Below are 22,813 nucleotides of genomic sequence, written 5' to 3'. Positions count from 1 at the left end.
TCGCAGAGACCGGGATGACGTGTCTCGACTTCGCTCGACACGAACGGCTTTAGATTATTCGGGGCCCCTCTCGCCGATCACATCGCGCGCTTCAAGGCCCAGCTGACATTGGTGCCGCCCGCTGGCGTTTCCCCCGACACGACGAGCTGCAGCGTCGATTGGGCGCGGCCATCGGCGTCGACCCACAGACTTTCCTCGACCGTCAGCGCGCCGCCCCGGCAGCGGAATTGCCACAAGGTGCCCGAGGGCAGCCGCAGCAGCGCCGCTTGCCCGTCTGCGGTGGGCGATACCTGGACGCCGGGCGCGAGGTGGAAGCGCACCGCAAAGCCGATCTCGCCGACGCGGCGCTTTTTGCCGGCGGGCAGCAGCATATCCTCGCCGCGCAAATCCCGGCCGTCGGCGGAAAGGATCAATTGCCGGCGATGGACGAAGCCGAAGCGCTTGGCATAACCGTCATGGCTCGCCTCGATCCGGCTCGATGCTTCGCTTTCCTGGCGATTGAGCTCGACCTCGGCGACGCCTTTGCCCAGCGTGCCATCGGCGTGGATCGCGGTCGAGTTGCTATCGGCGAGCACCAGGGTCGAATGCGCCGCGGTCGTGCGCAGTCCTTCGGCCAGCGCCGCCGGCACGTTGATCGACAGCGTGCGCGCGCCGCCGCAATTGACGATCAGCCGCTGCGGCCCTTCCGACATTTCGAACGCCAGCGTCGAGCCGCAACCGCCCTCGACCAGCCGCGCGACCGGCGGGGGTGCAGCATCGACGACGATCACCGTCTGCCCTGCCGCGAGCCGCTGATAGCCCCAGTCGCGCGCCTGTTTCAGCGGGCGGGTGCGGACGCCGGTGGCCGCGATTACCGCATCAACATCCTCGCCACGCAGCGGGCCGCCGCCTTGCCAGCTCGACAAGCCATGGTCGCCATGACAAATGCCGAGCAGCGGCGGCACCATGCGGGCGAGCGTGCTGTTGAGGAATTCGGGCGGCTCCAGCCGGCGAACATCGTATGCCGCGCGCAGCTTCGTGAGCAGCATCAAGGCGTCGATCTGGGCGAGCGGCGAGCGCGCGACGATGCCGCCATCGCCAAAGACGGACGCCTGGATTGCCTTGGCCAGCCCGCTTTCGCCGAGCTTGCGGCGCGGCTCGCCCGCCGGGATCAGCAGACCGGCGGTGATCACCCCCGCCCAGGCCGCCAGCCGCCCCGCGCCGGGGGCTGCCTTGTCCGCCGTGCCGTCGAGATGCCGAGCGCCGCGCGCCAGGGTGTTGAGCACCTTGGAGCGATAGACGAGATCAGTCGACGACAGGATCAGCGGCGCGTGCGCGGTCCAGAACTGCACGCGCCGCCCCCACAAGTCAGGCCGCCAGGCAGGCTCGCTCACCGTATCGGCATGCGCATCGAGCCAGCGCCGCATCAGCGCCTCCGCGATCGGCGAGGCCTGTTGGCGCGTCGCCACGGTCGACAAATCCCGCAGCCAGGCGAAGCTGTGGAGATAATCGCCCATCCGCCGCGACCAATCGGGCTTGGCGAAATTGAGGCCCTTGATCTCGCGCGCCTCGCCCGCGAACAGCACGCGACCGTCGAGCAGCGCGCGCCCGCGCGCCACATCGCCGGCGAAGGGATCGTCGGGAACCGCGATCAGCTTCAACGGATGCCGCCCTTTCAGCCTGACTCCGTGAATCGGCGTGCGCCAGGTGAGTCGATAAAGCCGCTCGCTAATACGTTCGGCAAGTGACAATCCCTTGTCGCCGCCGACCCGGATCAAGCGCTTGCCGGGCTCGATGCCATCGGCTTCGATCGGGCGTTCCTCCACCTCGATCACGCGCCCCTCAACGCCTGGATGTTCGCGGCATAGCTGCCCGCGCCGCCACGAAACCCCGCAGTGCCGGCTACCAGCGCATCGGCGCCTGCCTCAACGCAGGCGCGCGCGATCTCAGGATCGATGCCCCCATCGACTTCGAGATCGATGGGCTTGCCGAGCTTGTCGATCATCGTGCGGATCGCGGCGATCTTGCGCAATTGCGAGGGGATGAAGCTTTGCCCGCCAAAACCGGGATTGACGCTCATGACCAGGACGAGATCAACCTCCTCCAGCACATAATCGAGCATCTTCGCAGGCGTCGCGGGGTTGAGCACCACGCCGGCGCGCTTGCCCAGCGCCTTGATCCGCTGGAGCGAGCGGTGGAGGTGCGGCCCCGCTTCGGGGTGGACGGTAATCGTATCGGCGCCGGCCTCAGCGAACGCCTCAAGATATACATCGACCGGCGAAATCATCAGGTGGACGTCGAACGGCTTGGCGCTGTGCGGGCGCAGCGCCTTCACCACCGCCGGCCCGATGGTGATGTTGGGGACGAAATGCCCGTCCATCACGTCGATATGGATCCAGTCGGCGCCAGCGGCATCGATCGCGCGGACTTCCTCGCCTAGTCGCGCGAAATCGGCGCTCAGGATCGAGGGCGCGATACGCACGGGACGAGCCGGGGTTGACATGGCAGGGCAATAGCATTGTTGACGCCGCTCGCAAGCGAGGCATCAGCCAGTGCGAATCATCCGTGCGGCAAAAAACCCGTCCAAACCGCCCTTATCCGCAATCTGTTGTGGAAAAGTCCGGAGCCAGCCCTGCCGCGTGGCGGGGACGCCGTCCGGCAGCTCGTCGGGCAGCACCGGGTCGAGCGTGAAATTGGCGTGCGCCGCCAAGAAGCGCTCGAGCTGCCGCTCGCCCTCCTCGGGCTCGAGCGAGCAGGTCGCGTAGACAAGCACGCCGCCCGGGCGCACCCAGTTAGCGACACGGTTGAGCAATCGCGTCTGCAGTGCCACCATCTCGCCGATCAGCCGGGGATGCGCGCGGTAAAGCACATCGGGGTGGCGGCGGAAAATGCCGGTAGCGCTGCAGGGCGCGTCGAGCAGGACGGCATCGGCGGGCGCCGGCGGCGACCATTTGAGCGCATCCGCCGTCACGATCTCGGCCGAGAGCCCCGTGCGCCCGAGGTTTTCGGAAAGTCGCGCCAGACGACTTTCGGCGATGTCGATCGCGGTCACGTGCCAGCCCGCCGCCGCGAGCTGCATCGTCTTGCCGCCGGGTGCCGCGCAAACGTCGATTGCGCGCCCCTCGCCGCCGCCGATCAACCGTGCCGGCAGCGACGCCGCCAGATCCTGCACCCACCAGCCGCCTTCGCCGAACCCTTCGATCTCGGGCACGCCGCCGTGCTCGGCGAGGCGGAGATGGCCGGGCATGAGACTGACGCCATGCAGCCGCGCCGCCAGCGCCTCGGTCTGGCCCGCATCGGCGAGCGTCAGGTCGAGCGGCGGCGGCGCGGCCAGCGCGCGTTCGGCGCCGGCGACCATCGCTGCGCCCCACGCCGCTTGCCACCGCGCCGCGACGGGGGCGGGCAGCGTCGGCACCTCGGGCAAGGCGACCGGTCGCCGCATCAGCGTGCCGAACACGCCATGGACGAGCTTCCTCGGCCCGCCATCGACGAGCGGCAGCACCGTGGCGATCGCCGCATGGCCGGGCGTGCCGAGCACCAGCGCTTGCGCCAGCGCAAGGCGCAGCGCCATCCGCGCCTTGGCGTCATCAGGCAGCGCGCGCGCGGTCGCACTGTCGATCAGCGCGTCGAGATCGACCATCCAGCGCAGCACGGCAGCAGCAAGCGCATGGACCAGGCCGCGATCGTCAGCGCGATCGAGCCCGCGCGTGGCCGGGCCGAGCGCGACTTCGAGCGCCTCGCCGCGCCGCAAGACGCCATCGAGCACGCGCAAGGCCGCGCGCCGGGCAGCGACGCCGGGCGGATCGGCAGCGGGCGCGCGTCGCTCAGCCACTTGCGCTTGCTTTCCGCTCGCCCCAAGTGGCGGCAACGATCGAACGGAGCCAGCCATGGGCCAGCGTCCCAGCCATGTGAAGCCGCCCGCGCACCTCGCCAAGAGCCCGCCGGTGCCCAAGCCCGCGCCGCCCAAGCCGGCAAGCGACGACCCGCTCGGCCTTGATCCGACGCGCTATGGCGATTGGTCGCTGAAGGGCGTGGCGGTCGATTTCTAGCGCTCCGCTCAGCGGCTTTCGGCGGTTAACGGCCGGGCCAGCAGCGCCTCGACAACGGCGGCGACCGGCGCGCCTTCGAGCAGCGCGCACACCGCTTCGACAACGGGCATCTCGACGCCCGCCGCTTGCGCCGCCTCGCGCAGCACCGGCGCGGTGAAGGCCCCTTCCGCAACGGTGCGCTGGCTGTCGAGCAAAGCGGCGGCGGGTCGCCCCTGCCCCAGGCCGATGCCGAGCGCATAGTTACGCGAGGCGGGTGACGAGCAGGTCAGCACCAGATCGCCGAGCCCCGACAGTCCGGCGAGCGTTTCCGCCTGCGCGCCGCGCGCCAAGCCAAAGCGCGTCATTTCGGCAAAGCCGCGCGCGATGAGCGCAGCGCGCGCATTCTGGCCGAGCCCGGCGCCCTCGACCACGCCGCAGGCAATGGCGAGCACATTCTTGACCGCGCCGCCAATCTCCGCGCCGATCACGTCGTCGCTGGCGTAGAGCCGGAACGTCGGGCGGGCGAGGCGGGCCGTCAGCGCGTCGCGGACGGCAGCATCGGCGCAGGCGAGCGTCATCGCCGTCGGCAACCCGGCGGCGACTTCGCGCGCGAAGGTGGGGCCGGAGAGCACCGCGATCGGCGCGCGCGGGTGCAGCTGCGCCGCCACCTCGCCGACTAAGAGCCGCGTGCCGGCCTCGATCCCCTTGGCGCACAGCACCAGCGGCCGGCTTCCCACCGCCGTTTCCGCCAGAATCGCGCGGACGTGCTGGGCTGGCGTGACCACGAGCAGTGCATCCGCTGCCGACAAATCGCCGAGGTTACCCGTCGCCCGGATCGCCGGCGACAGCTTGACGTCAGGCAGGAATAGCGGGTTCTCGTGCGCGCCGTTGATTGACGCCACGACCTGCGGCTCGCGCGCCCAGAGCAGCACCTCGTCACCCGTCGCCGCCGCGACTTGCGCGAGCGCCGTCCCCCAGGCGCCGCCGCCGATGACGCCGATCCTCACGCCTTCACTCCCGCACCCCGCACGGCTTCCGCCGACGGATCGAGCGGCCAGCGCGGGCGCGCCGGCGCGTCGAGCGGGTCGGTCAAGCCCGCCGCAAAGCGCTCGGCGCCCGCCCAGGCGATCATCGCGGCATTGTCGGTGCACAGCCAGAGCGGGGGTGCCACGAAGCGCTTGCCCTGCTCGGCGGCGAGGCTGGTCAGCGCCGCGCGCACCGCCTGATTGGCCGCGACACCGCCCGCCACGACCAGCGCGCTAGCCTCAGGCGCCGCCGCCAGCGCGATCCGGGTGCGATCGACGAGGCAATCGACCACCGCCTGCTGGAACGAGGCAGCGATATCGCCCACCGGATACTGGCCGACGACGCGCGCCACCGCGCTCTTCAAGCCCGCGAACGAGAAATGCGGCTCGCCCGACCCGACCAGCGGGCGCGGCAGCGGCACCGCCCAGGGATTGCCCTCCAGCGCCGCGCGCTCGACCGCCGGGCCGCCGGGAAAGCCCAGGTCGAGCAGCTTGGCGACCTTGTCGAACGCCTCGCCCGCTGCATCGTCGATCGTCGTCGCCAAGCGGCGATAGCGGCCAACGCCTTCGACCAGCAGCAACTGGCAATGCCCGCCAGACACCAGCAGCAACAGATAGGGAAAGGCAAGATCGGGATCGGCAAGCCGCGGGCTGAGCGCATGGCCTTCGAGATGATTGACCGCGATGAGCGGCTTGCCCGCCGCGTGCGCCAGCGCCTTGCCGGTGACGAGGCCCACCATGACGCCACCGATCAGCCCCGGCCCCGCCGTTGCCGCAATGGCGTCAACCTCGGCCAGGGTCACACCCGCTTCCGCCAGCGCGGCCTCAACCAGCGGGCTCAGCACCTCTACATGTGCGCGCGCGGCGATTTCAGGTACCACCCCGCCATAGGGACGGTGCGCGGCTTCCTGACCCGCCAGCTTGTGCGCGCGGACGACGCGGTCGCTCGTCACTAGTGCCGCCGCCGTTTCGTCGCAGCTCGATTCCAGGCCGAGGATCAGCGCCATGGCTTGCTCTCTAGCGGGCAACGGGGCTAGCACAAGCCATGGGCTCTCCCGTCTTACGCCTCGGCACCCGAGGCTCGCCACTCGCTTTGACTCAGGCCCGCATGGTCCGCGCCGCGCTGATGGCCGCGCATGGCCTGGCCGAGGATGCGATCGAGATCGTTACGGTCAAGACCACCGGCGATATCGTCCAGGACCGCGCACTCGCCGAAATCGGCGGCAAGGCGCTGTGGACCAAAGAGCTTGACCGCGCATTGCTCGACGGCGAAATCGACTTTGCCGTTCACTCGATGAAGGATGTCGAGACGATCCGGCCCGAAGCCATCGCCATCGCCGCGATGCTGCCACGCGCCGATGTCCGCGATCGGCTGATCGGCGCCGAGAGCATCGCTGCGCTGCGCCAGGGTGCGCGGGTGGGGACAAGCTCGCCGCGCCGCGCGGCGCAGTTGAAGCGCGTGCGTCCTGATCTGGAGATCACGCTGCTGCGCGGCAATGTCGATACGCGGCTCGGCAAGGTGGCCTCAGGCGAAATCGACGCGACGTTGCTGGCCGCCGCCGGGCTCGACCGGCTGGGGCGCGGAGATGTCGGCGCGGCGGTGCCGATTGACGTCATGCCACCCGCGCCCGCTCAGGGTGCCGTCGGGATCGAGGCGCGCGCGGATGATGGGGCGACGCTGGCGCTGCTGGCGGCAATCGATGATGCGCCGACGCATCGCTGTGTGCTTGCCGAGCGGGCGCTGCTTGCCGCGCTCAACGCCGATTGCCACTCGCCGGTCGCGGCGCTGGCGACGCTCGATGGTGAGGGCTTGCACCTGCGCGCCACGCTTTACGCCGCCGATGGCAGCGCGGCGGTGGATGGCGAAAGGCAATCGACCGGCGACGACGCCGCAGCCGCGCAAGCGCTCGCCGCCGACCTCATCGCGCGCGCGCCGGCCAGCGTTGCGGCGCTGTTCGGCGGCTGATCGGCGCCGGCCATGCCCCGGCCCATCGCAGTGCTGCGGCCCGAACCCGGCAACAGCGCCACCGCGCGCCGGATCGAAGCCCTCGGCCTGACCGCGATCCGCCTGCCGCTGTTCGCCGTGCAGCCGCTGGCATGGCAAGCGCCCGACGCTCGACGCTTTGACGCCATCATCGTCACCAGCGCCAATGCGGTGCGTCACGCGGGGCCAGCGCTCGATCGGCTCCGGCATCTGCCTACCTTCGCGGTGGGCAAGGCAACCGCCGAAGCAGCGCAGACGGCCGGCTTTTCGGTCGCGCTGACCGGCGAGGGCGATGCCGCCGCGCTGATGGCGGCTGCCCAGCGCCATGGCGTCACCCGCGGCCTTCACCTGAGCGGCCGTGACGTCAGCGCCGGCGATGGGGGCGCGGATGGCATCATCGCCGAGCGCGTCGCGGTCTATGCGAGCGAGGAAGTGCCGATCGGACGAGACGAGCTGACGGCCTTGATCGGCACCGTCGCGCTGCTCCATTCGCCGCGCGCCGGCGCGCGTCTCGCCGCGCTGATCGACCAGGCCGGCATCGCGCGCGCCACGCTCGATATCGCCGCGATCAGCCACGCCGCCGCCGACGCCGCCGGCCATGGCTGGGGCGCGGTGGCGGTAGCGGACGCTCCAAACGATGCCGCGCTCATCGCGACCGCGCAACGCCTCGCCGATTGACCCCATCGCCCGGCAAGGGAATAAGGGCGCGATGGCCAGCGATCCGACGACCTATCCCTTGCCCAAGCGCCGCACCGGATCGCGCGGGTTCATCCTGTTCATGGCGCTTGCCTTCGCGGCCGGGATCTTGGTGACGCTGGCGCTGGTGCGCTATTATGCCGGCTGGACGATGACGGCGCCGTCGCGCCCTGGCGAGGCGACGTCGACCGGCAGCGGCATGTTCCAGCCGCCGCCCGAAGCCGATAGCGCGCCGCGTTCCCCCGATGCCGCCGCGCTCGACGCGCGGGTGGCAATGCTCTCCGGCCGGCTCGCGGGCCTGGAAGCGCGCGAAGCGATGATCGATCAGGATAGCCGCTTCGCCGCCGGCAATGCGGGCCGCGCCGAAGCGCTGCTGGTGGCCTTTGCGTCGCGCCGCGCGATCGATCGCGGGCTTGGGCTAGGCTACCTCGAAGGCCAGCTGCGCCAGCGCTTCGGCGCGAGCCAGCCGCGCGCGGTCAACACCATCATCGATGCGTCACGCAATCCGGTGACGGTCGAGGATCTGCGCCTCGCGCTCGAATCGATCGCGCCGGTGCTCACCACCGGCGGCATTCAGGATGGCTGGTGGGCGAGCTTCCATCGCGCGCTGACCGGGCTCGTCACCCTGCGCAAGGAAGGGACGCCGTCGCCTGACCCCGCCGACCGGCTGGCGCGCGTTCGCCGCCTGCTCGACGCGCGTCAGGTCGAACCCGCGCTGGCCGAGATCGACCGGATGCCCGGTGCCGGCCAAGCCGGCGCGTGGCGGGCAGCGGCGCAGCGCTATATCGACGCGCACCGCGCGCTCGATCTGATCGAGACCGTTGCTCTCGTTGGCACCGGTTCGCCCGATCCCGAAGCGATGATGCCGCATCGCGCCGGCCAGCGCCCGGCGGTGACGACCCCGCCGGCGCCCAGCGCGCCAACCGCACCGCCGACGCCGACCACCGCGACGGCAACGACGCCCTGACCGGCGCGCCCTAGCGCCCCAATCGCTCGATCAACGCCATCGCGCCATGGGGCGCGCGTTCCTTGGCGCCGTTGATGAAGAACACGAACGCGTCGCGCGGCGTTGCCGGGGCCGGATCGGCGACCAGCGGCACGGGCGCAGGCGCCGCGCCCCGCTGCCAATCCCGCGCCATACCGGTCCAGCGATCGAGCGCCTCGGGCGCATAGCCAGCCGGCTCTTCGGCAACGCCCTGCTCCAGCCGGACATAGACGTGATCGCCCGACACATCGGCGATCGCCGGATAATCGGCCGAATCGGCGTGTACGATCGCCACGCCCGCCGCACGCGCCAGCTCGACGAACGCCGGCGTCGCGAAGCTCTCGTGTCGCACTTGTACGGCGTGGCGCAGCGTCACCCCGGCATGCGCGGTCGGCAGCAATTTCAGGAAGGCGCCGAAATCGTCGGCGTCGAACTTCTTGGTCGCCATGAATTGCCAGAGGATCGGCCCGAGCTTGGGGCCCAGCTCGGTCAAGCCTTGGCTAACGAAACGCTCGATCGACTCGCCCGCGTCGGCAAGAACCTTGCGATTGGTGCAGAAGCGGCTCGCCTTGACCGCGAAGACGAAATCATCAGGCACTGCCGCTGCCCAGGCCGCGAAGCTCGCCGGCTTGAACGACGAATAATAAGTACCGTTGATCTCAATCGCGGTCAGCTTTGACGCGGCATATTCAAGCTCGCGCTTCTGCGGCCATTTCTCGGGGTAGAAATTGTTGCGCCACGGCTCATAGGTCCAGCCGCCAATGCCGACGCGAATCTGTGTGGTGCTCATCATCGGGGCGTAGAGCCAAGACCGGCGGTTTTGAAGAGCGCGCCGGTCAATAGGGGGGTGGGGTGTCCGCCCGCTGGCGGCGCGCGGCATTGGCCCACCATTCGAGATCGGCCGCGAAGCGCGGGAAGGTGGCTTCGAGCGCATGGCCGCCATCGCCGGTCGGCTTGTCATCGGCGTCAAGCGCGCCGGCGATGCCGCCGACGGTGACGGTGCTCGAAATCACCACCATGCCCATTTCACTGAGCGTGCCATGCCAGGCGACGGCGGCGCGGGCGCCCGCCAATCGCCCGGCCGAATAGCTGATGATCGCCGCCGGTCGCCAGAACCACTCCTCGAGGAAATGGTCGGTCAGGTTCTTCAGGCCCGGTTGCATGCCCCAATTATATTCGCCGGTTACGAAGACGAAGCCGTCGGCCTCGCGGATCTTGGCAGCGAGCGTTGCCATCGCTTCGGGCGCCTGGCCGGGCGGATATTCCTTGTACATGCGGTCGAGCATGGGGAGGTTTATCTCCCTGGCGTCGATCAGCTCGGCATGGTGGCCGCGCGCGTTGAGCTGCGCGACGGCATAGCGCGCGAGGCGGATGCCGGCGCGGTTATGGCGATAAGAGCCATAGAGGACGAGGAGTTTTAGCGGCATGGGAGCGCTCCCGATGGGCGTGGCGACTGGGCATGGCAGGCTAAGTGCCCGCCGCCAAGGTGCGGCATGTGCAGGGGCGCGCTGATCGGGTGCGGGATGGCGTCCGCGCGTGTGGCCCGGCGCCCCTCCGCTGCGCTCTGGGAGCCCGCGAGATAAACGGTCCCCCGGACCCTTTATCTCGCGGGCTGGTGGAAGGGGCTGGATTCGAACCAGCGTACGTCGGAGACGGGCAGATTTACAGTCTGCTGCCTTTAACCACTCGGCCACCCTTCCATGGGTGTCGCTTGAGCCGCGAAGCGTGGCCCCTTGCCGAGCGAATCCGTCGCTGTCAACCAGCGGGCGGTCGTTCCGGCGCCCTCTTGCGCGGCCCCGCCGCTTGCGCTTAGCACCGCGCATCCGTGTTTCTACCGACCAAGGGGGTTTCCATGCGCCGTTCGCTACTTGCCGCTGTCGCCACGCTTGCGCTTGCCGCGCCCGCCGCATCGCAATCGGTCGACAAGGCGGCGACCGCCAAGATCATCAATGAAGGCCTCAACCACAGCGAAGTGATGGTGACGGCGGAATATCTCGATGACGTCATCGGCCCGCGCCTCACCAATTCGCCGGCGATCCGCAAGGCGGAGGACTGGACGCAGTCGAAGTTCAAGGACTGGGGCCTTTCGAATGTCCACAAGGAAGGCTTCGAGTTCGGCCGCGGCTGGTGGATCGAACGATCGAGCGTGCGGATGCTCACCCCGCGGCCCATTCAGCTGACCGCAATCCCCGTCGCGTGGACCCCGGCGACCAACGGCGCGGTGAGCGCACCGATCATCGTCGCGCCGCTGAGCAAGGAAGCCGATTTCGCCAAATGGAAAGGCAAGCTCGCCGGCAAGATTGTGCTGATCACGCTGCCCGACAGCGGATCGGAACCGCGCGAGGCACCCTTCCAGCGGTTGAGCGGCGAGGACCTGAGCAAGCTCGATACCTTCCAGCCGCCGCATTTCGACCCCAGCGCGCCCGATCGTGCGCTGAAGCGGCTGGGCTTCGCGCAAAAGCTTGATGCGTTCCTCAAAGCCGAGGGCGCGGTCGCCTGGGCAAGCGAGGCCTATCGCGACGGCAAGCTGGTGAGCGGCGAGGGCTATCTCTTCACCAAGGACGCGACGCCGAGCCTGCCCGGCGTGCAGATTGCGGCCGAGGATTATCGCCGCCTCGCCCGCCTCGCCAAGGCCGGCGATGCGCCGACGCTCGAAATCGATAGCGTCGTCCATTTCGACGACAGCGACAGCAAGGCCTATAACATCATCGCCGAAATCCCCGGCAGCGACCCCAAGGCGGGCTATGTGATGGCGGGCGCGCATCTCGACAGCTGGGTCGCGGGCGATGGCGCGGCGGATAACGGCGCGGGCAGCGTGATGGTGATGGAAGCCGCGCGCATCCTGGCGAAATCGGGCATCAAGCCCAAGCGGACGATCCGCTTCGCGCTTTGGGTCGGCGAGGAGCAGGGCCTGCTCGGCAGCATGGCTTATGTCGAGCAGCATCTGGCGACGCGCGGCAACCCGGGTGATGCGCCCGCGACCGGGCTGGCGCGTTATCTCGGCTGGACCAATCGCTGGCCGATCAATCCCAAGCCCGGCTATGGCGACCTTGCCGCCTATTTCAATCTCGACAACGGCTCGGGCAAGGTGCGCGGCATTTATGCCGAGAACAATCCGGCGGTCGTCTCCACTTTCCGCGAATGGCTGGCGCCGTTCAATTCGATGGGCGCGACCAATGTCGTCATCCAGAAGACGGGCGGGACTGATCACGTCTTCATGCAGGCGATCGGGCTGCAGGGCTTCCAGTTCATCCAGGACCCGCTCGATTATGACAGCCGCGTCCACCACAGCTCGATCGACACTTATGATCATCTGAAGGGCGACGACATGCGCCAGGCATCAACGATCATGGCGAGCTTCCTGCTGAACGCCGCCAATGCCGAAAAGGCACTGCCCCGGCCGCCGCTGCCGACCAAGCCAACGACGACCGACCCCTATGCCTATAGCAAAGACGATGAGTGAGGGCGGCGACTGATGGCGCGTAAGGGTGGCCATCGGCCGGCGGGCGGCAATCCCAACCGGCCGCGCTTCTGGGGGCGGCACGCGGTTTATGCCGCGCTCGACAATCCCGCGCGCACGGTGCGCAAGCTGTGGATCACGCATGAGGCGGCGCGCGAGATCGTCCTGCCTGATGGCGTGCCGGTGACCTATGCCGATGTCGCTGATCTCGCGCGGCTGGTGCCGTCGGATGCGCCGCACCAGGGCATCGTCGCCGAGGTCGATCCGCTCGAGGATATCTGGCTCGCCGATCTGCTGGCGGAGGTGGGCGACGCCGGCGACGCGCGGCCGCTGGTGGTGCTCGACCAAGTGACCGACCCGCACAATGTCGGCGCGATCCTGCGCTCGGCCGCCGCGTTCGATGCGGTCGGCATCGTCACGCAAGACCGGCACGCGCCGCCCGAATCGGGCACTGTTGCGCGCGCCGCCTCGGGCGCTTTGGAGCTGGTGCCCTGGGTGCGCGTCGTCAACCTGGCGCGCGCGCTTGGCGAGATTGCCGAGGCCGGGTTCTGGAGGGTGGGCCTGACTGGCGCCGCCGACGCAACATTAGCGCAAGCAATCGGTACCTCCGGCCGCATCGCGCTGGTGCTCGGCGCCGAGGGCGAAGGCATGCGCCAAAACACGGAGGCACATTGCGACGCTTTGGCCCGGCTGCCGATTTCGGCTAGGATCGAGAGCCTGAACGTGTCGAACGCCGCGGCGATCGCGCTTTATGCCGTCGCCAGCCGGGAGGCACGCTGAACCGGGGAGACGGGCGATGATCCATCGGGTAATGCGCGCGGCGGCGGTGTTGCTGCTGCCTCTGGCGCTCGCGAGCTGCGTGCTGGCGCCGGGCAAGTTCACCTCGACGCTGAAGATCGACGCCGATGGCCATTTCGCGTTCGCTTATCAGGGCGAAGTGATCGACGCCGGCGACAGTGCCGACATCCCCAATTTAGGCGCCGACAAGCCGAGCCCGGCCGAAGCACGCGCCAATGCCGAAAAGGCCGCGCAGGCCAAGGCCGAGACCGAGCGCAAGCGCCGCGCGCTTGCCGAGGCGCTGAGCCACGAGGCGGGCTATCGCCAGGTGACCTATCTCGGCGACGGCAAGTTCATGGTCGATTACGCGATCACCGGCACGCTGACCCATGATTTTGTCTGGCCGTTCAATCTCGACGCCGAAGTGATGTTCCCCTTCATCGCGCTGGAGCTGCGCAAGGGCGGCACGGTGCGCGTCAAGGCGCCTGCCTTCGCCAATGACGATAGCAGCGGCAAGGCGATGGGCGACGTGGGCGGGCTCGGTGGCATGGGCAGCGCGGCATCGGGCGCCAGTCAGCTTGATGGCAGCTTCACGCTCGATACCGATGCGGCCATCGTCAGCCAGAATAACGAGGATGGCGTAAGCGAGGCGGGCGGGCGCAAGATCATCCGCTGGCGCGCGACGCCGCAGACCAAGGTCGCGCCGACTGCCGTGCTCAGGCTCGCGACCGGCGGTTAATCCTCGGCGGCGACGCGGACTTTCAGGCCGTTCAGCGCGTCGGTGAACGGGATCTGGCACGACAGCCGCGAATAATCGTCGCGATCAGCGGACGATTCGAGCAGATCATTCTCGTCTTCGCTCATTTTCGGCAGTTTGGCCGCAAATTCCGGGTCGACATGGACATGGCAGGTCGCGCAGCTGCAGCAGCCGCCGCACAGCGCCAGGATTTCATCGATGCCCGCGTCGCGGATCACTTCCATCACCGACAAGCCCGCCTCGCCGGTGATCGTGCGTTCTTCCCCATCGCGCAACACGACGATAAGCTCTGGCATGTCCATTTCCCCTACAGGTGTCGCGCGCTCCCTTGCCGTCGCCGATCCACGATTTCAAGGACGCAGTTGATGGGCCTTTCCGCCGAGCAGTTGACGATGGCGCTCGATGCGCTGGCCGCGCGTGAGCCCGCCTTCGCTGCCGCCGTGGCGCGCGTCGGTTATCCCGAGCCGCGCATCCGCGATCGCGGCTATGGCACGTTGCTGCGCACCATTGTCGGCCAGCAGGTGTCAGTAAAGGCGGCGCAGTCGATCTGGAACAAGCTCGAAGCCGGGCTCGGCGATTTGGATGACCCGCAAACGATCGCCGCCGCCACGCCCGAGGGCTTGCGCGACGCCGGCCTCTCACGCCAGAAATCGAGCTACGCCAAGAGCCTGGCGGATGAAGTGACGAGCGGCCGGCTTGACCTGATGAACCTGCCCGCCGACGATGAGGAAGCGATTGCGCAGCTCGTCCGGATCAAGGGCATTGGCCGCTGGTCGGCGGAAATCTATCTGCTGTTTGCCGAAGGCAGGACCGATATCTGGCCGGCGGGCGATCTGGCGGTGCAGATCGAGATCGGTCGCCTGCTCGGCCATGACGAGCGCCCGAGCGAGAAATTGTGCCGCGAGCTGGCGGAACCCTGGCGCCCCCACCGCGGCGCGGCGGCGATCTTCGCCTGGCACCACTATTCGTCGGGCATGAAGGTCGTTTAAACGCCCGCTATTTCGCCGGCTTCCACGTCTGGGTCTGGCAGAGCAGCGCCGCCACACAACCCTTCACAGTCAGCGTACCGTCAGCGTTCCTGGAGAGGTAGCCGCTATATTCCCCGCCCGTCTCAGGCGAATAAATACGGCCGCGCCAATCCTTGCCGGCATCGGTAAAGTTGGGAATGATCATCAGCCCGACCAACTTACGGGTACGCAGCTCGGGCTTGCCGTTGCGGCGATCGAGGCCATCGGGATTTTCCGGCGTCGTGACGAGCAAGCGTGAAATCCGGCCACATGCGTTCGCGCCGCACTTGCTAATCGTCACAACCGCATTGCCTTTGGCGGTTAGCCATTGCCCCGTGATCGGGTCGGCGGCATGGGCAGGGGCGGCACCGATGATGGCAATAGCAGCAGCTAGAGCAGTCAGGCGGCGCATCGAATCTCCCCGGCAACAGGCCCGGGCAACATATGGCATGGCGACTGTCAGGAGTGAACATGGCAATTCGAGGTGATGGCCAGAATATCGGCGGCTGGACGATCGGGATCATCGGCGGATCGGGGCTCTACGCGATCGGTGGGCTGGAGGATGCCGAGTGGCGCACGGTCGAGACGCCGTGGGGCCCGCCATCCGACCAATTGCTGTTCGGCCGGCTCGGCGCGGTCAAGCTCGTCTTCCTGCCGCGCCATGGCCGGGGCCACCGCATCAGCCCGTCCGAATTGAACGCGCGCGCCAATATCGACGCGCTGAAGCGCGCCGGCTGCACCGACATCCTCGCGATCAGCTCGATCGGCAGCTTGCAGGAAGAGCTGGCGCCGGGCCGCTTCGTGGTGGTCGATCAGTTCATCGATCGCACCAAGGGCCGGCCGTCGAGCTTCTTCACCAGCGGTATGGTCGCGCATGTCTCGATGGCGGAGCCCGTCTGCCCGCGCCTCTCTACCTTCGCCGATGCCGCGATCACGCAGGCCGGCGGGCAGTCGACACTCGGCGCGACTTATCTCGCCATGGAAGGCCCGCAATTCTCGACACGCGCGGAAAGCCTGCTCTACCGGCAATGGGGCGCCGATGTGATCGGCATGACCGCGATGCCCGAAGCCAAGCTCGCCCGCGAGGCCGAGCTGCCTTATGCGCTGATCGGCATGGTCACCGATTATGATTGCTGGCGCGAGGAAGAGGCGCATGTCGAGGTGGCGGAGATCATCGCGCAGATGGCCGCGAACGGTGCGCTGGCACGAGCAACGGTGAAGGCGTTCGTCGAGGCGCTGCCGCCCGTCCGCGAGCCCTCACCGCTTGATAGCGTGCTCGACTATGCGCTGATCACTGCGCCCGAGGCCCGCGACCCGGCGCTGCTGGCGAAGCTCGATGCGGTGGCAGGGCGCGTGCTCGCCAAGCACTGACTCGCGGCGGCGCCGCATCAGCTGGCGGGCTTGGGCGGTGGTGCTGGCGGACATTGGCAAGCGCACGCACAGCCCCGCATGCAGATGCAGGCTTGGACCGCCGTGCAGCGACAGACCGGCGGGGGCGGCGGAGACGGTGGCGGTGGCGGCGGTGCTGGCGGCGGCGGCAGGACGATCGGCTGCAGCGGATCACGCGCGCGGGGATGATGATCGCCGGGGGTGCGCTTGCAGCACGGGCATTCATGCGCCTCGCCCTCGCCGTGGCCATGGTCGGGCTTCTTGTCCTTGTCGAGCAGCTTGCGCGCCACCGCGCAAAACGCATAAGCGCGCGCTTCGACATCATCGACCCGGCGAAGCAGGAACGCCTGCTCGGTCAGATACTGATAGACCAGCGTCGCATCGCGCTGCTTGTCGACCGGCTCGCGGAGCAGCGGATATGTGACCGCCTGATGGAGATCGTCGAGCTGCTTGGCCATCGCGACGACCGGCGCGCTCCAGTTGGTGAAGGCCGTGAAGATATCGGCGCCGTGCCAGCTGCCTGGCGGGTGGGCGCGCATCTGCTCGATGAAATTGATCGCCGTGCTCAGGTCTTCGCGCAGCAGGCGCACCAGGATGCGCATCGCGGCAATGTCAGAGGGCGGGTTGCGCAACCGCTCGGCAAACACCTTGGCGATATGGTCGCTATGCTCCCACAGTTGCGCGCAGAGCATGCGGACGAAATCGGCGGCGCGATGCTTGGCCGGCACCGGAAAGCGATTCTTGAGCGCGACGACCGCGCCGATCAGCCCGAAGGCCGCGCCGACGCCGAGAATGGCGAGGCCAAGCTGGAGCCATTCGGGCCAGCTGCCCGCGGAGAGCGACCACGCGGCGCCCGCGGCATGAGCGGCCGCTGGTGCGTGAGCCTGAAGCAATTGAGCTGCGCCACCGAACAGCTCTTTTGCCCCCATCGCCATTCCCGCCCCCGCCCGCGAATCGTTAAGCATCTGCAACGTGCTACGGTTAACAGGCAATCGCGCGCTTGCCCACGCAGGCGCATACCCAATCGCATCCAGGATCGATCAGCTTTGGTGGGCGCTCTCGATCGCGGTGCGGCGCTGCTTGCCCCAGCTGCCCTGGCCGGTAAGGAACGTCCACCAGCCCCAAGCGGCGCCGGCATGACGGAGCAGCTGAAAGCTGAACGGCTCGAGCAGCGAGGCGACCAGCGCCCAGCGCCAACCAAGGCCGTCTGCCTGCCCCGTCCAGCGCGCGTAGAGGCGCAGGCTCCAGAGGTGATAGGCAAGATCGAGTACGACCTTGGCGAGCATCACCAGCAGGATCGGGAAAGCGAGGCGGAACGTGCCGGTTGCGATTAGCGCGATCAGGATCGCGAACGCGGCAAGGCCGTAGATCGGCTGCAGCGTATCGAGCGTCTTCACTGGCATCATCCGCGTGCCGAGCCGGCCGAAATGCGCATTGCCGATCATGTCGCGGTTCCACCAATGCGTCTGGAGGAACCCGCCGAACCAGCGGCGGCGCTGGCGCAGGAACGCCATGGGGCTGGCAGGGGCATCGGTGCGCGCGGTGGCGCCGCCGATCACGCGGATCGTCCAGCCGAGGTCGTGATCGGCCGAATGGCGATAAAGCCGGTGGATCAGCTCATAATCCTCGACCAGGCAATCGGGATCGAACCCGCCGACGCGCACCACCGCCTCACGCCTAAACGCCGCGAACGCGCCCGAGATAAGCAGCAGCCCGCGCTCCTGCATCCAGGCATAGCGCGACAAGAAATTGCGGACATATTCGTAGCGCTGGAACCATTGGAAGGTGCGCTCCATCCGCGATGGCCCGCAGATCGGCGTCAGCACGCCGGTGGCGGCAACCAGCGCCGGCTCGGCGATGAAGGCAGCACGCATCGCGGCGAGCGCGCCGGGATCGATCAGCGTATCAGCATCGACGGTGAGCACGACATCGGTATCGATGCGCTGGATGGCATCATTGAGCGCGCGCGCCTTGCCACCATGGGGCAGCCGCAGCCAGCGCAGGCTCGGCAAGCGCGGCGCGGCGGCGCTCAACCCGCCGAGCGGCGGCGCCTGGATTCCGTAGAGCCGGGCCAGCACCTCGCCCGTTGCATCGCTCGAGCCGTCATCGGCGATCAGGATCAAGTCGGGCGGATCTCTCTGCGCGGCTAGCGTGTCGATGGTGACGCCGAGCACATCGGCCTCGTTATGCGCGGCGACGATGACGCCCAATGTCGGGCGCGGTCCAATGGGCGGGGTGGGCGCGGCGGGCGTGGGCTGCATCAGCCGCCAGGTGCGGCTCGCGGTGAACGCCAGCAGGAAGCTGTCGTAGAGAATATAGGCGACACCGACCGACCAGCTCGCAAGCCCGGTGCGGAAATACGCCTGCGCGAGCAGCGCCAGAAACAGCGCGGCCGCGCCCAGATTGATCGCGGTCGCCGTCCACGGCACGCGCCGGGGCGTAAAGCGCGGCGATTGCGCGACGAGCGCCTGGGTCATCATCAGCATCGCGCGACTATTTCCGAATTGAGCTGAACGGGAGCTTGCGGCTAGGTAGGCGCGTTGGGCGGTTCGCGCCAGATGGTCCTTGGGCGTATGATGAGGAGCGACGTAATGGAAGCACGGCGATACACCCAAGCCGCGATCTGGCTGCACTGGCTGGTAGCGCTGGGCATCATCATCAACATCGCGCTTGCCTGGACCTGGCCCAACGTGCCCGACGCGCAGGTCCGCCCGCTGATCGACGTTCATAAGTCAATCGGCATCACCGTGTTCGGCCTTGCTGTGCTACGGCTGCTCTGGCGGTTCACCCATCGACCGCCGCCGCTGCCGAGCAAATATCAGCAATGGGAAATCCGCACCTCGCACTGGACGCATTGGGCGCTCTATTTGGTCATTTTCCTGATGCCGATCACTGGCTGGCTGCACGATTCGGCATGGGATGCGGCGGCGACGCACCCGTTGATGCTGTTCGGCCTGATCGAAATTCCGCGCGCCGCCTATTTCCAGCATCTGGGGCCGGCGGAGATGAAGCGGTATCACGAGCTGTTCGGTGAGATTCACGAACTGGGCGCCAAGCTCGTTTATGCGTTGTTCGTGCTGCACGTTGCGGGCGCGCTGAAGCATCAGTTTCTTGATAAGACACGCGAATTGCAGCGGATGTGGTTCTGGGGTCAGCCCGAATGAAGCGAGTCGTTGCCGTTGCTCTGGCAGGCCTGGCGCTGATCGCGGCGGCACCGCCGGCCAAGCACGTCGCGCCAACGGCGCCGCCAGCACCGATCGGCGATACGGTGCGCGTGGTGGTGACGACCGACCTAGGCGCGATCACGCTCGAGCTCGATCATGTGCATGCGCCGATCACGGTCGAGAATTTCGTCCACTATGTCGATCAGAAGCGCTTCGACGGCACGGTGTTCTATCGGGCGATGCACCTCAACTGGGGCGATCAGCCCAATGGCCTCATCCAGGGCGGCATCCAGAACAACCCGCAGCGCGCCCTGAAACCGATCGCGCACGAGCCGACGACGCAGACGGGCTTGAGCCACAAGGCCGGCGCGATCTCGATGGCGCGCAACGCGCCCGGGAGTGCAACGGGCGATTTCTCGATCATGCTCTCCGACCTGACCGGGCTCGACGCCGATCCCAAAGCGAGCGGCGACAATGCCGGCTATGCGGTGTTCGGCCATGTCGTCAGCGGCATGGACGTGGTTCGCAAGATTTGGGACCAGCCCTTGTCGCCGACGGCGGGCGAGGGGTTCCTTAAGGGTCAGATGATCGAGCATCCGGTAAAGATCCTATCGGCGCGGCGCGTACCGCTGCCGTTGGCGGCTCCCGCACCGGCCACGTCGCCCGCACCGCCTGTCACGCCAAATTAGACTGCGGAACCGATACCACCCTAAAAGCCGCTGGACCGACCCCGCCGCTTGGCCCTATTCTGCGTCGCAAAACGCCACCTGTGCGCGGGGGCAATAAGCGGGGACATGGACGCCATGGCGATCACCACCACCATCAACGGCAAGCCCGTTACGCTCGACGGCGATGCCGATACACCTCTCCTCTGGGCGATCCGCGAGCAAGCGGGACTGACCGGCACCAAATTCGGCTGCGGCATCGGCGCGTGCGGAGCGTGCAGCGTCCATATCGATGGGCAAGTGACGCGATCCTGCCAGGTGCAGATCGCTGATGTTGCTGGCAAGAAGATCACCACGATCGAGGGGCTTGGCGGGGCGCCGGGCCAGCTTTCCAAGCTGCAGCAAGCCTGGATCGAGCATGAAGTGCCGCAATGCGGCTATTGCCAGTCGGGCCAGCTGATGGCGGCCTCTGCGCTCCTCGCCAGCAATCCCAAGCCGAGTGACGCCGATATCGACGCGGCGATGACCAATATCTGCCGCTGCGGCACTTATGTCCGCATTCGCGCCGCGATCCACGCGGTCGCGGGCGCCTGAGGGGAGACGGACAATGGGCATCAAGCGCAGAGCCTTCCTGATTGGCGGCGTCGCGATTGTCGGCGGCGCGGTGTTCGGCGTTGAATGGCTCGACGGGCATAATGTCCGTCGTGCCGCCGCGCTGACCGCGGGCAAGGGCGAGACTGGTTTCGCCACCTGGGTGAAGATCGGTACCGACGACACCGTCACCCTCATCACCCCGCATATCGATTTCGGCCAGGGATCGCACACCGCCCTTGCCCAGATGTTGGCGGAAGAACTCGACGCCGATTGGGCGAAGGTGAAGGTGGAGCAGGCGCCGGCTGACGCCGCGTTTGCCAACACGCCGCTCGGCGAGGCTTTCATCCTGGGCGATGCGCAGATCCCGGTGTTCCTGACCGGCCTCGTCAAATCGGGCTTCTCGCTGATCGCGCGCAGCATGCCGCTGCAGATCACTGGCGGGTCGACCGCGGTGCGCTTCACCGGCCAGCACGGCATCCGTGTTGCGGGCGCTGCCGTGAGGATGGCGCTGGTCGCGACCGCCGCCGATAAGCTCGGCGTGCCGGCAGGCGAGCTGACCACCGAGAATGCCCGCGTGATCCACGCCAAATCGGGGAAGTCGGTTCGCTATGGCGAAATCGCCGAAGCCGCTGCCGGCCGCTCGCTCGCACTCAAGCCTGAACTGAAAGCCGCCAAGGATTATCGTTTCATCGGCAAGCCGATGGCGCGGTTCGACGTGCCGGGCAAGGTCGATGGCTCGGCGCAGTACGGTATCGACTTCACCCTGCCCGACATGCGCGTCGCCACGCTGATGATGGCGCCGGTGCGCGGCGGCAAGCTGGTGTCGGTCGATCCCGCGCCGGCGATGGCGGTCAATGGCGTAGAGAAAGTCGTCAAGCTCGACGAGGCAGTCGTCGTCGTCGCCAAGGGCTATTGGCCGGCGCTGAAGGGCGTGCGCGCGCTCAGCCCCAAATTCGATGATGGCGGCCATGGCGCCGTGTCCACCGCCACGATCTTCGCCGATCAGGACAAGCTTCGCGCTGGCGGCAAATCCGACAACAACCACGGCAGCGGCGACCCCGACGCGGTGTTCAAGCAAGGCGGCAAGGCGCTGGAGGCGACCTATCGCGTGCCGTTCCTCCATCAGGCGATGATGGAGCCCTTCGTCCTCACCGCGCATCACAAGGACGGCAAGCTCGACATCTGGGGCGGCATGCAGGACCCGCTGTCGACGCGGATGATCGCCGCCAAGGTTTCGGGCCTGGGCGCCGCCAACGTCACTTTCCACCCGATGATCATGGGCGGCGGTTTCGGCCGGCGCTTCCCGGATTATTCGCAAATCATCGGCCAGGTGACTCAGCTCGCCATGCAGCTGCCTTACCCTGTCAAGCTGATCTGGTCGCGCGAGGAGGATGTGAAGCACGGCGCTTATCGCCCGCAATCCTCGGCTGGCTTGAAGGCGTCGCTGGGCGGCGACGGCAAGATCACCGCGTGGCGGACCGATTATGTCCAGTTCGCCGATGCCGAGAGCGAGACGGTGTTTCCCTATGATGTGCCCGCCGTCGCCCGGCACCATTACAAATATATCTCGCACCAGGTCGATGCCTATTGGCGCTCGGTCAACAGCACCCAGCACGGCTTTTACAATGAAAGCTTCATGGACGAGCTGGCGCATGCCGCCGGCATCGACCCCTATGAGTTCCGCCGTCGGCACTTGAAGCCGGGCGGGCGGCATCTGGCGGTGCTCGATGCGGTCGCCAAGAAAGCGGGCTGGGGAACGCCGCTGCCGGCGGGTTCGGGGCGCGGCATCGCGCTGGTCGAATCGTTCGGCACGATTGTCGGCGAAGTGGTCGAAGTAGCGATGCAGCCGGGCGGCGCGCCCAAAGTCACGCGCGTCACCGTGGTCGCCGATTGCGGCACCGTGGTGAATCCCAAAAACGCCGAAACCCAGGTGCAGGGCGGCATCATCATGGGGCTCTCCGCCGCGCTGGGCGAGGCGATCACGCTTGAGAAAGGCGCGGTGCAGCAGTCGAGCTTCCCCGATTATCCGGTGCTGCAACTGGCCGGGGCACCGGCGGTGATCGATGTGAGCTTCATCGACAGCGGGGCGACGATCGGCGGTCTGGGTGAACCCGGCCTGCCGCCCGCCGCCCCCGCGCTGGCCAATGCGGTGTTCGCCGCGACCGGCAAGCGCGTGCGGGAGCTGCCGTTGCTGGCGAATTTGCGGGCTTAGCCTGCCCGCACCCTTCCGCGGCTGACGCCGCTCCCTCCCTCTCCCTTCGGGAGAGGGAAGGGGCCCACTGCCGAAGGCGGTGGGAAGGGTG

The 22,813-nt window shown here is 67.8% G+C and carries 24 protein-coding genes and 1 tRNA gene; 13 read left to right on the top strand and 12 right to left on the bottom strand.

The window, feature by feature from the left end:
- Positions 1–77: 77 nt before the first annotated feature.
- Genes ACLB0R_RS08380 through ACLB0R_RS08370 form a run of 3 tightly spaced genes read right to left on the bottom strand, consistent with a single transcriptional unit; the run spans position 78 to position 3,811 of the window.
- The gene (locus tag ACLB0R_RS08380) at positions 78–1,814 is read right to left on the bottom strand and encodes a heparinase II/III family protein (protein WP_416642809.1); all 1,737 of its coding nucleotides are present in this window, start codon (positions 1,812–1,814) and stop codon (positions 78–80) included.
- Positions 1,811–2,482, bottom strand: coding sequence for a ribulose-phosphate 3-epimerase (gene rpe, locus ACLB0R_RS08375; protein ID WP_416642808.1), 672 nt, complete (start codon positions 2,480–2,482; stop codon positions 1,811–1,813). The genes ACLB0R_RS08380 and rpe overlap by 4 nt, the downstream gene beginning before the upstream one ends.
- Positions 2,483–2,524: 42 nt before the next feature.
- On the bottom strand, positions 2,525–3,811 hold the full coding sequence (locus ACLB0R_RS08370; RefSeq protein WP_416642807.1) for an RsmB/NOP family class I SAM-dependent RNA methyltransferase: 1,287 nt from the start codon (positions 3,809–3,811) through the stop codon (positions 2,525–2,527).
- A 55-nt stretch (positions 3,812–3,866) separates the two neighbouring features.
- On the opposite strand from ACLB0R_RS08370, the gene ACLB0R_RS08365 reads away from it, so the two are divergent.
- On the top strand, positions 3,867–4,028 hold the full coding sequence (locus ACLB0R_RS08365) for a DUF1674 domain-containing protein (RefSeq protein ID WP_416642806.1): 162 nt from the start codon (positions 3,867–3,869) through the stop codon (positions 4,026–4,028).
- Between the two features lie 8 nt (positions 4,029–4,036).
- Here the strand turns inward: ACLB0R_RS08365 and ACLB0R_RS08360 are convergent, their stop codons facing one another.
- Positions 4,037–5,014 (bottom strand): NAD(P)H-dependent glycerol-3-phosphate dehydrogenase, encoded by a 978-nt coding sequence (locus tag ACLB0R_RS08360; protein WP_416642805.1) that lies wholly within the window; start codon positions 5,012–5,014, stop codon positions 4,037–4,039.
- Positions 5,011–6,039: a tRNA (adenosine(37)-N6)-threonylcarbamoyltransferase complex transferase subunit TsaD gene (tsaD, locus tag ACLB0R_RS08355; protein WP_416642804.1), complete on the bottom strand. Its 1,029-nt coding sequence runs from the start codon at positions 6,037–6,039 to the stop codon at positions 5,011–5,013. Before tsaD ends, ACLB0R_RS08360 begins: the two co-directional genes overlap by 4 nt.
- A 38-nt stretch (positions 6,040–6,077) precedes the next feature.
- On the opposite strand from tsaD, the gene hemC reads away from it, so the two are divergent.
- Genes hemC through ACLB0R_RS08340 form a run of 3 tightly spaced genes read left to right on the top strand, consistent with a single transcriptional unit; the run spans position 6,078 to position 8,679 of the window.
- The gene (hemC, locus tag ACLB0R_RS08350; protein ID WP_416642803.1) at positions 6,078–6,998 is read left to right on the top strand and encodes a hydroxymethylbilane synthase; all 921 of its coding nucleotides are present in this window, start codon (positions 6,078–6,080) and stop codon (positions 6,996–6,998) included.
- Positions 6,999–7,010: 12 nt separating this feature from the next.
- Positions 7,011–7,694, top strand: coding sequence for a uroporphyrinogen-III synthase (locus tag ACLB0R_RS08345; protein WP_416642802.1), 684 nt, complete (start codon positions 7,011–7,013; stop codon positions 7,692–7,694).
- A 31-nt stretch (positions 7,695–7,725) separates the two neighbouring features.
- Complete coding sequence (locus tag ACLB0R_RS08340) at positions 7,726–8,679, top strand: hypothetical protein (protein ID WP_416642801.1); 954 nt, start codon at positions 7,726–7,728, stop codon at positions 8,677–8,679.
- A 10-nt stretch (positions 8,680–8,689) separates the two neighbouring features.
- Here ACLB0R_RS08340 and ACLB0R_RS08335 read toward each other — a convergent pair whose 3' ends face one another.
- The 3 genes from ACLB0R_RS08335 to ACLB0R_RS08325 form a co-directional block, all read right to left on the bottom strand.
- A complete protein-coding gene (locus tag ACLB0R_RS08335; protein ID WP_416642800.1) occupies positions 8,690–9,487 on the bottom strand; it encodes a DUF72 domain-containing protein in 798 nt (265 codons plus the stop codon).
- A 46-nt stretch (positions 9,488–9,533) separates the two neighbouring features.
- Positions 9,534–10,124, bottom strand: a complete 591-nt coding sequence (locus ACLB0R_RS08330) for an NADPH-dependent FMN reductase (protein ID WP_416642799.1) — start codon at positions 10,122–10,124, stop codon at positions 9,534–9,536.
- A 186-nt stretch (positions 10,125–10,310) separates the two neighbouring features.
- Positions 10,311–10,397: transfer RNA gene (locus ACLB0R_RS08325), tRNA-Tyr, on the bottom strand.
- A 152-nt stretch (positions 10,398–10,549) separates the two neighbouring features.
- Between ACLB0R_RS08325 and ACLB0R_RS08320 the strand changes: the two genes are divergently transcribed.
- The 3 genes from ACLB0R_RS08320 to ACLB0R_RS08310 are packed head-to-tail and all read left to right on the top strand — an operon-like array spanning position 10,550 to position 13,673.
- Positions 10,550–12,160, top strand: a complete 1,611-nt coding sequence (locus ACLB0R_RS08320; RefSeq protein WP_416642798.1) for a M20/M25/M40 family metallo-hydrolase — start codon at positions 10,550–10,552, stop codon at positions 12,158–12,160.
- Between the two features lie 12 nt (positions 12,161–12,172).
- The gene (gene rlmB / locus ACLB0R_RS08315; RefSeq protein WP_416642797.1) at positions 12,173–12,937 is read left to right on the top strand and encodes a 23S rRNA (guanosine(2251)-2'-O)-methyltransferase RlmB; all 765 of its coding nucleotides are present in this window, start codon (positions 12,173–12,175) and stop codon (positions 12,935–12,937) included.
- Between the two features lie 16 nt (positions 12,938–12,953).
- Complete coding sequence (locus ACLB0R_RS08310; RefSeq protein ID WP_416642796.1) at positions 12,954–13,673, top strand: hypothetical protein; 720 nt, start codon at positions 12,954–12,956, stop codon at positions 13,671–13,673.
- On the opposite strand, the gene ACLB0R_RS08305 is transcribed toward ACLB0R_RS08310, so the two are convergent.
- Complete coding sequence (locus ACLB0R_RS08305) at positions 13,670–13,987, bottom strand: 2Fe-2S iron-sulfur cluster-binding protein (RefSeq protein ID WP_416642795.1); 318 nt, start codon at positions 13,985–13,987, stop codon at positions 13,670–13,672. The two genes, ACLB0R_RS08310 and ACLB0R_RS08305, sit on opposite strands and share 4 nt — an antisense overlap.
- 69 nt (positions 13,988–14,056) lie before the next feature.
- On the opposite strand from ACLB0R_RS08305, the gene ACLB0R_RS08300 reads away from it, so the two are divergent.
- Positions 14,057–14,680 (top strand): DNA-3-methyladenine glycosylase family protein, encoded by a 624-nt coding sequence (locus ACLB0R_RS08300; protein ID WP_416642794.1) that lies wholly within the window; start codon positions 14,057–14,059, stop codon positions 14,678–14,680.
- Between the two features lie 7 nt (positions 14,681–14,687).
- Here the strand turns inward: ACLB0R_RS08300 and ACLB0R_RS08295 are convergent, their stop codons facing one another.
- Complete coding sequence (locus tag ACLB0R_RS08295) at positions 14,688–15,110, bottom strand: DUF2147 domain-containing protein (RefSeq protein WP_416642793.1); 423 nt, start codon at positions 15,108–15,110, stop codon at positions 14,688–14,690.
- Between the two features lie 59 nt (positions 15,111–15,169).
- Between ACLB0R_RS08295 and mtnP the strand changes: the two genes are divergently transcribed.
- Positions 15,170–16,069, top strand: a complete 900-nt coding sequence (gene mtnP, locus ACLB0R_RS08290; RefSeq protein WP_416642792.1) for an S-methyl-5'-thioadenosine phosphorylase — start codon at positions 15,170–15,172, stop codon at positions 16,067–16,069.
- 17 nt (positions 16,070–16,086) lie between these two features.
- Here mtnP and ACLB0R_RS08285 read toward each other — a convergent pair whose 3' ends face one another.
- Both ACLB0R_RS08285 and ACLB0R_RS08280 read right to left on the bottom strand, forming a co-directional pair.
- Positions 16,087–17,022, bottom strand: coding sequence for a hypothetical protein (locus ACLB0R_RS08285; protein ID WP_416642791.1), 936 nt, complete (start codon positions 17,020–17,022; stop codon positions 16,087–16,089).
- A 105-nt stretch (positions 17,023–17,127) separates the two neighbouring features.
- Positions 17,128–18,573 carry a glycosyltransferase family 2 protein gene (locus tag ACLB0R_RS08280; RefSeq protein WP_416642790.1) on the bottom strand — a complete coding sequence of 482 codons (1,446 nt, stop codon included), beginning with the start codon at positions 18,571–18,573 and terminating at the stop codon, positions 17,128–17,130.
- A 105-nt stretch (positions 18,574–18,678) separates the two neighbouring features.
- Between ACLB0R_RS08280 and ACLB0R_RS08275 the strand changes: the two genes are divergently transcribed.
- From ACLB0R_RS08275 to ACLB0R_RS08260, 4 genes are all read left to right on the top strand, one after another.
- Positions 18,679–19,251 carry a cytochrome b gene (locus ACLB0R_RS08275; RefSeq protein ID WP_416642789.1) on the top strand — a complete coding sequence of 191 codons (573 nt, stop codon included), beginning with the start codon at positions 18,679–18,681 and terminating at the stop codon, positions 19,249–19,251.
- Complete coding sequence (locus tag ACLB0R_RS08270; protein WP_416642788.1) at positions 19,248–19,940, top strand: peptidylprolyl isomerase; 693 nt, start codon at positions 19,248–19,250, stop codon at positions 19,938–19,940. Before ACLB0R_RS08275 ends, ACLB0R_RS08270 begins: the two co-directional genes overlap by 4 nt.
- A 114-nt stretch (positions 19,941–20,054) precedes the next feature.
- Positions 20,055–20,510 carry a (2Fe-2S)-binding protein gene (locus ACLB0R_RS08265; protein WP_416643045.1) on the top strand — a complete coding sequence of 152 codons (456 nt, stop codon included), beginning with the start codon at positions 20,055–20,057 and terminating at the stop codon, positions 20,508–20,510.
- 13 nt (positions 20,511–20,523) lie between these two features.
- On the top strand, positions 20,524–22,722 hold the full coding sequence (locus ACLB0R_RS08260) for a xanthine dehydrogenase family protein molybdopterin-binding subunit (RefSeq protein ID WP_416642787.1): 2,199 nt from the start codon (positions 20,524–20,526) through the stop codon (positions 22,720–22,722).
- Positions 22,723–22,813: the final 91 nt, after the last annotated feature.

The organism is Sphingomonas sp. GlSt437, from assembly GCF_048015635.2.
In the GTDB taxonomy this organism is placed as follows: domain Bacteria; phylum Pseudomonadota; class Alphaproteobacteria; order Sphingomonadales; family Sphingomonadaceae; genus Sphingomonas.
The sequence above is the reverse complement of the archived record's forward strand: the minus strand, read 5'-3'. Positions and strand labels throughout refer to the sequence as shown.